The sequence below is a fragment of the Pantoea sp. PSNIH1 genome (assembly GCF_007680655.1).
Classification (GTDB): Bacteria; Pseudomonadota; Gammaproteobacteria; order Enterobacterales; family Enterobacteriaceae; genus Pantoea; species Pantoea eucrina.
This window is the reverse complement of record NZ_VEIP01000015.1, coordinates 1-7,478: the sequence shown is the minus strand read 5'-3', so window position 1 is coordinate 7,478 and position 7,478 is coordinate 1. Positions and strand designations below refer to the sequence as shown.

Annotated in this window: 8 protein-coding genes and 2 pseudogenes; 8 read left to right on the top strand and 2 right to left on the bottom strand. The window is 45.6% G+C overall.

Translation table 11 applies throughout. The annotated features are described in order from the left end of the window. From FS690_RS18135 to FS690_RS18105, 5 genes and pseudogenes are all read left to right on the top strand, one after another. Positions 1-390 (top strand): annotated as a pseudogene (locus tag FS690_RS18135) (hypothetical protein); the annotation flags it as partial. Between the two features lie 635 nt (positions 391-1,025). Further along, positions 1,026-1,265, top strand: a complete 240-nt coding sequence (locus FS690_RS18120) for a hypothetical protein (RefSeq protein ID WP_023281101.1) — start codon at positions 1,026-1,028, stop codon at positions 1,263-1,265. A 103-nt stretch (positions 1,266-1,368) separates the two neighbouring features. Then, complete coding sequence (locus FS690_RS18115) at positions 1,369-1,548, top strand: Rop family plasmid primer RNA-binding protein (protein ID WP_145340223.1); 180 nt, start codon at positions 1,369-1,371, stop codon at positions 1,546-1,548. Positions 1,549-1,558: 10 nt separating this feature from the next. Then, positions 1,559-1,960 (top strand): helix-turn-helix domain-containing protein, encoded by a 402-nt coding sequence (locus FS690_RS18110; RefSeq protein WP_145340221.1) that lies wholly within the window; start codon positions 1,559-1,561, stop codon positions 1,958-1,960. Positions 1,961-2,789: 829 nt separating this feature from the next. Then, positions 2,790-3,017 (top strand): DUF2442 domain-containing protein, encoded by a 228-nt coding sequence (locus FS690_RS18105; protein ID WP_145340219.1) that lies wholly within the window; start codon positions 2,790-2,792, stop codon positions 3,015-3,017. A gap of 4 nt (positions 3,018-3,021) precedes the next feature. Here FS690_RS18105 and FS690_RS18100 read toward each other — a convergent pair whose 3' ends face one another. After that, positions 3,022-3,303 (bottom strand): hypothetical protein, encoded by a 282-nt coding sequence (locus FS690_RS18100; protein WP_145340217.1) that lies wholly within the window; start codon positions 3,301-3,303, stop codon positions 3,022-3,024. A 1,750-nt stretch (positions 3,304-5,053) separates the two neighbouring features. Here FS690_RS18100 and FS690_RS18095 point away from each other — a divergent pair. Beyond that, complete coding sequence (locus tag FS690_RS18095; protein ID WP_145340215.1) at positions 5,054-5,494, top strand: hypothetical protein; 441 nt, start codon at positions 5,054-5,056, stop codon at positions 5,492-5,494. Between the two features lie 49 nt (positions 5,495-5,543). Here FS690_RS18095 and FS690_RS18090 read toward each other — a convergent pair whose 3' ends face one another. Further along, a complete protein-coding gene (locus tag FS690_RS18090) occupies positions 5,544-5,927 on the bottom strand; it encodes a hypothetical protein (protein ID WP_145340213.1) in 384 nt (127 codons plus the stop codon). Positions 5,928-6,226: 299 nt separating this feature from the next. Between FS690_RS18090 and FS690_RS18085 the strand changes: the two genes are divergently transcribed. Both FS690_RS18085 and FS690_RS18080 read left to right on the top strand, forming a co-directional pair. Then, positions 6,227-7,063 (top strand): hypothetical protein, encoded by an 837-nt coding sequence (locus FS690_RS18085; protein ID WP_145340211.1) that lies wholly within the window; start codon positions 6,227-6,229, stop codon positions 7,061-7,063. Then, a pseudogene (locus FS690_RS18080) lies at positions 7,060-7,478 on the top strand (hypothetical protein); the annotation flags it as partial. The gene FS690_RS18085 and the pseudogene FS690_RS18080, both read left to right, overlap by 4 nt.

The window sequence follows — 7,478 nt, the reverse complement described above, 5'->3', positions numbered from 1 at the left end:
AAAAAAATAGCAATGAAAGAAATTGTTGACGTATTTGAGGATATGTTCTTTGATGCTGGTAATCTCTCTTTAATAGAGCTTGCGTCTGTGAAATCATCTGTGTTTGTCATGGTTAGGCAGTTTTATTTGATATTAAAGATGATTGATGAGGCTTCAATGGACTTATCCCTTACCGAGATTGAAAAAAGAAAGTACTATGCATGGCTTTTTAATATGACAGATTACAGTCTCATTAGATTGGTTTTTTTCTGTATTTTCTATTATAAAGATATCGCTGCATTTGATTACATGAGAAATAACAATGATTTTATTAGCGAGGCTAAGTCTTTAGGGATTCAAAGTTACATAGATAGTATAAAGGATAGAAAGTCTAAGTTAGGTATTGATTGAATAAGATTGAAGAGGTATCTTTCAGAGAAAGAAAACCACCGCTACCAACGGTGGTTTTCGATGGTTCTTGGAGCTACCAACTCTTTGAACCGCGGTAACTGGCTTCAGCAGAGCGCAGGTACCTAAACTGTCTTTTCAGTGTAGCCGTAGTATGGTGATCACTTCAAGAACTCTTGTTGAGTAATCCTTAACAACCTCGCTCTGCAAACCTGTTACCGTTGGCTACCGCCAGTGGCGCTTTGTCGTGTCTGTCAGGGTTGGACTCAAGAGAACAGTTACCTGAACAAGACGTGGTAGTCGGGCTGAACGGGGAGTTCGTGCATACAGCCCAGCTTGGAGCGAACCACCTAAGCAGCACCCAGTGTCAGGCGTGGTATGAGAAAACGCGGCCATAACAGCGGAAAGACACGGGCTAAGCTGTAAGGTGGGAACAGGAGAGCGCACGAGGGAGCCACCGGAGGGAAACGTCCGGTATCTTTAAGTCCTGTCGGGTTTCGCCCCTTCTGATTTGAGCACCGGGAATCGCCAGATTTCTGTGATGCTCGTCAGGAGGGCGAAGCCTATGGAAAACCGGGGTACCGGGGACTAGGCTCGGGGGTAAAGGGGGGCGCTGTTGACGTTGACCTGGAGGATTTATGGCTGGTCGTCTGCATGTTGTATCTAAGACTGAAAAGCAGTTTCTTGATGATGCTGTCTTTGCAGCGGAACGGGCAAAGGGTAAAAAGCTGTCCGGGCCGGAAAAAAAAGAGGTGCTGCGCGTTGCCCGTGAGCAGCTTCTGGGACAGCGTGAAGCTGAGGCCGCTAAACAGGCACGGGCAGAAGAACGACAGGCCGCTGAATTCACCTGGAGCAAGCCTAAGCCTTTTCGTCGTTAGTCAGCAACGCTCGCCGCAGCGTTCGTCTGGCGCAGCCAGGGGGACCGAGGAAGCGTCATTTCACCTGTTCTCAGCATATGGCATGTACGCGCCGGAGCGTTTGATGACGAAACAGCAAAAAACTGCGCTTAACATGGCGAAATTCATTCAGGACCAGAGTCTGCTCTTGCTGGAAAGGCTCAACGAGCTGGATTTAGACAGTGAAGCGGATATGTGCGAAAAGCTTCATGAGGATGCTGAACGTCTTCATGCTGTGCTTCTGGACAGGTTAAATCAGGAATAACGGTAACCGGATGGCAAAAGTATCTATCAGTGAGGCCGCCAGGCTTACAGGTAAAAGCAGAACAACGCTGCACAGGTTAATAAAAACAGGTGAACTGTCTACTTGTGCAGGTGTGCGTAATTCAAAAATGATAGATATTTCAGAGCTTATTCGTGTTTTCGGTAATATTTCTGTTCCGGTCACTGAACAGTACAGCGAACAGGCTTCTGAACAGCGTGTTACAGTGCCTGATACGGCTAATGAACAGATGATTAACAGTCTGAAACAGGAAGTTGAACATCTCAGGACTCTTGTTTCTGCCCAGGAGTCTCATATCGACAGCCTCAAACAATCACTGCAGCTACTTGAGCATAAAAAAGATATGCAGCAGCCTCAGCTGTCCCCGGTGAAATGGTGGCAGTTCTGGAAATAGCCGGCTGACATCACCTGCTTTTCCGGTAATTCTGGCCCCGACGGCGCGGTTGCTTTTGCGCTTCCTGCGACTCAGCTGGTATCTGTGCATCGGGGTGACGAATTGTTGAGTTCTTGCGAGGTTTCCCCAGGTCGCTGACCTGTTCGCGGCTTACGCCGGGCTGACTTGCGTCAGACTCCCTCCACACACCAGTCTCCTGGTGTCGCCATCGATACCGAGCCGTTCTTTTTCCTTTCTTAATGAAACCTGCCTGCAGTCGTGCCGGCAGCGTCGCGGTTAAAAGCCCGTTCAGGGCGTATGAAAACACGTAATACGTGCACGTCAGATTGTGGAAATCGCCGTCAGGCGTTGTGCTGCAGGGGCTGCAGTGTGGTTTTTTCACGCGTCACTTTGTTCCCGCTTTGCGGGCATCAAAGTGACGCCGTTCAGTCCGGAGCCGCGGCTGCATCTGCAGAAGGTGTGCTTTCCGGAAAACGGAATGGTGATCGCAGAACATAGCGGACTATGACGGCAGGCCGGTTCAGGCTTATCGTCGTGATGGTTGCCGTGACGTAAACGTCCGGGCAAGTGGCAGGACAGGCCTCGCTGTTCGCTGCATTGTGGAATGTACCTTCATCGCCAGGCAGTAGGAGCCATGATTGTCGATATCTGCTTTCAAAGGCGGGCAGATGTACCACACTGATGTGTTCTCCCTTTCAGGCTGCAGGAGTGTTGTATGCCACCCGAAGGCGATCCTCTCAGGCATCCGGATCATTGGTGGTCGTCGTGGACGACATCAGTACGCGGACATACTATCAACGGAGTTTCTTTATGGTCAACCGGAGGGGTTATGGACGTTTTCATCACGACAGCACACTTTAGCAACGGGAAAATGTGGCTGCAGCTTAGTGACGCACGCGTTCTTGGCGTGCCGCTGGCTTCTTTTCCACGGCTCAGGGATGCCGGCGCGGCGCAGCTGGCTGATTATGAGCTGTCCCCGCGCGGTATTCACTGGGACGCGCTGGACGAAGACCTGTCGCTTGCGGGGTTACTGAGCGCGGAATCCGTACAGCCCTGAAAACTCAGCCGGCTTCGCCATGCAGCCGGTAACGGTAATATTTCAGGACAACGTGTGTCACGATCTGGCCGTAAATAAAACCGCCCAGCCCGGCAGATATTACGGTGCCGGCCATGCCGGCAAAGTACGCTCCCGCGCCAGCGAGTATCCCGCAGATGACGATGCCCCCCCGGGTCTGCCAGTGCCGAAAAGCTAATTTATATGCGCTTTGCCACCGCCTTCTGCGATCCCCGGGAGACAGTTTTTTCAGCTCGGGAATACTTTTCAGGGTCCAGTAGATTTTCACGGAGATGTCCTTGTGCCGTTAGCTATGCAGAAGAAAACATAATACGGCCGGACAGGAAATGTTTTGTCATTACCGCCGCTTTGCGCCAGTGACAAAACCGGTGGGACAATATGTGTTTTTGGAGTACCGCCGGCACTCCAGAACGTTTCATCAGGCGCCGCCCGATACCCTGGATTTCGTCCGGACGAAATTTCGCTGCTGTTCAGATCGAGGGCAGGATTCGCAAAGTGCTGGCGTTTGCATCCACATGCCTCAAACGTTGCTATGCAGGATAGGGCAAGCGCTTCCAAATGACGTCATTTGAAATGCTTGCCCCGAAAACAGAATGTTTTCTCCTGAGCCTGCAGCTGGCTCTCAGAATCCCTACCGCTTCGCGGCCGCACCATTACCAGATTTTGGGCGTGATGGTGCATTACCTCTGCCTCCTCCGGACTTGTTTCCTGTCGTAGATGGCCAGTTACCGCCGTTGTCAGGGTTACTTGACGATGGGCCTTTTGAAGTATTTTTAGACATGTGGATCTCCTTTTCTCTTTGACGAATGCAGGCCGATAGGCTGCATTGAGTAAACTATCTGCCGCGCCTGCCGGCTTGTCCAACGCCTCACGATCGCACAGTAAACTGCGCGCCCGTTCACCGTTACCGGAAATGACCGTTTCCTGCGAAAATGCGGCTTTAGTGCCAGCATCCGCCCGGAACCGCCCGCCATTCACCTGCGTGCATAGCCATGCAGACGCGCAGAAATTATCAGGGCGGATTTTCGCGGTTTCGGGCAGGGAAAAGGCTGTCTTTTGGCCCGGAGGCCGCAGAATGGCGCTGAGGCGTTTTCAGCGGTGCGGGCAAGAGGTGTTATGGTAAATCTATACGGACTTCATTTAAAAAGAGGTCGCCTAGAGAGGCGACCTTTTTTACCTAATGGAAGGGGGGCTGTTGATAGTTACATTCACATTGAAAAGGTTGGCACCGCTAAAATCGAACGACGGCGACACGGTTTCACTTGTGATTCCTACCAGCAAATTAAGCATCACACTAACAAGAAGGATGCCTAATTTTCCACGTTTCTGCTTTGTGTTTTTCATCTCTATGTAACCCCTTTTTATTGGGGCACATCGACTAAAATCTGCAGGTTGGGACAACAAAATTTAGTGATAGAAAGTGTCTAACTTTCATAATGTGCTGCCCTTGGCGGATGGCTAATATTGTCCGCATTCACGCCCCGCCTCTTAAACAAACACCCTATTTGTTTAAGTGTACTTAGCCTGTTTTTTCTACAACGTTTCAGTGCTTTAACTACATTTTGCAACCACAAAATAAGTTGCTGTCTGGCGTCTCATCCATTGATCGAAAATGGCAGTGATCTTGTGAAGCGTTCTCTTCCCTTGACCGTTGGCACCTTTACCATGAGACATATTTTTTTGCCATGTGGCTCACATCTGAAATTAGACACTGTAATTATAGGAATTGGCTTTGTGTACACAACACCTTTTTAAGCAACTTATTAGTAGATAGGTGGTTTTTTTGTTCGTGATTGAGGCTGACGTCTGACGACGCAGAACAGGGACGTTATGGCAAATCAAACTCAAGTCAGGGATGGGTTTTATTTTTAGCCTAAGAGAAATTAACGAAATAAAAGCGTCTAATTTGGGATAAGGTTAGTCTAGTAGATGTTTGTCATTGATTCTAACATCTTTAAGTATTGTTAAGCATCTAGTCTGTGTTAGTCTTTCTTCAAATCAACGAGGAGAAGTAAGACATGAGTGGGATTTTTTTGTCATTAATCGATTTGCAAAAGCTTTCAGCTGGCACACGCAGCGAAGTTCTGGCTCTTATTGCTGAAGGAGTGGATGAAGATGTTTTTGAAGAAAACGGTGAAGGCCCTACTGATTTGTCATCGCTCCAAGCAGAAAAGCTTGTTCGAGGTCTGAGCAGTAAATCACGTTCTGTACTGAAGGCTATTCTTGAAAATAGCGACAGTTCAAATGGCTTCTGGTGCGAAGATCTTGCCTCTGAACTTGAAGTAGATGTTGCTGACCTGACAGGAGTATGGTCTGGTCTGACTCGTCGCATCAGGACTGTTAGTGGATCATCAGATGCCTATCTCATTTCTTGGGCATGGGATGATGACCGACAGGATTACTATGGCAAAATGCATGCAACTACATTTAAAAACTGCAAAAAAGCCGTAAACATCTAATAAAAGCCCGCTATCGCGGGCTTTTATGCAATAGAGGGCCGGCTATATATTAATCTTCTGGAGCTGCGAGCTGGTTTGATACTGTCGACTGAGAGCAATTAGAGAAAGCCCCCGTGATAGTTTGTGTGTAATTTTGATTAATTTCTGGGATCGCATCGCTAAGGGTGCTCCCCGGGTTTAAAAAAGAAACTGTAGTTGTATGCTCTTTCTTTTCCACAATCAATCCGTCTCCAGCCACAATGACACTATTTCCGTCATTCTGGTAATGGGTTCCCGTCTCGAAAACCGCCTTAGTTATCTTCATTTTTGACAATATCATGTGCATCTGATTGGCCTGCTCAATTGCTACATTGAGGTCAACAGGGGTTTGCTGAAGTTCACTAAAAGGAACGATTTCTGAACTGGGTTGATGGTTTGTCTCATCATTATTCATAAAGCTACCTTTTGTATGTGTATGAATTTAATGGCTATTTATTTTTTTGATGCGAATTTCATGGGTTAGTACTAATGAAATAATTCTGTAGTTAAGAAGTTTCCAACTAGCTTGAATCAAGCGCTTCTCAAATTAACTTATTGGTTTTAATGAATATAAAACCAACAAAAATAGCTTGAATTAAAGTGCGCAATATAGAAAATCATAAGAAGGTTCTTATTGCAAACGGGATGTTGTTTTCCCGCTTGCTCTTCTTAATGAAAAAAATCACCACCTGTTATGGACGAATTGGGACGCTTATGGCCGCAGAAGCTGAAATTAACTTCCAACTAAAAATCGAATCTGGAAGAAGCCTTGTTGATATGGAGTACGCATTAGAAACAATGTCTGGTGTTTCTGGTGCGTTAACCATAATAACTGACAGTGTTTTATCTAACAATCATGTGGATTCTAAATTAAGTGCATCCGATAACGTAAGATCACAATTGATGAACGCATGGACTGGATCATATGTTCAGAATTTTAAAATCAGAGTAACGGACCCAATTAAAGTAGATAGACTGAAAAAGCTTGGTAATTCAGTCGTATCAGAGCTTATCGCTTATTTTATTTATGAGTCAACATACACCGAGCCAGGTAAGCTTAGTCAATCAGCTGAGAAAAGGCTTAAAAATATAGAAAAAATCGAAGATAAAATAATAGATAGGATTCACGAGAGAGTGAAAAGCATGCATAAAATTTCCAAGATGAAAGGTTACACTGTTTCTCTTAGAAGGCATGTTGATAAAAGAAGTTTAAAGGTTTTTGAGATAAACCAAACTACATCAGAGAATATATTTAACTTCACGGATGATGTTAATTTATTCGATATAGATGCAATGGTTACAAGGTTCAATTCATTTACAGGGAACGGAAGGATTTTGCTAGAAGGAGAAAATACTACAGTTCCTTTTGGATTTATTGGCCCTTATAGTCGGGTTAGGACTGCTGTAAAAAGACTGGCGTCAGAAAATCTTCATAACAATAACGGAGTTAGTGACGAGGCTAGGACTAGCCTGAGAATGACAGTGAAAGCTCGAAGAAATAGCTCAGGGGATGTTATTAAGTACATGATAAGTAACGTTGTTAAGCCATGAAAAAAAGGTTTTGGTTTTTAATCTTAGGCTTTGCTGCCTTTGCGGTTTTTGGTGTTTTTGCAGCTTATGTTTTTTGGTTTAAATATAAGCTCGGGTATCCTGCTTCGAAAAGTAGCGAGGTATGGGGGCAGTTTGGTGATTTTGTTGGCGGGATTTTAAACCCTGTCCTTAGTTTTATTACTATTTTGATATTAGTCATATCTTCATTGTATCAGCAAAAGCAAAACTTAAGTATTGAAAAAAGGGAAAACTTGAAAAGGTTGGATGATAGGTTTTATGGGATGATCTCCTATCAGAGAGATTCTTACGAAAACGCTATTATAGCTATAGATACCTCAAAAAAAATAGCAATGAAAGAAATTGTTGACGTATTTGAGGATATGTTCTTTGATGCTGGTAATCTCTCTTTAATAGA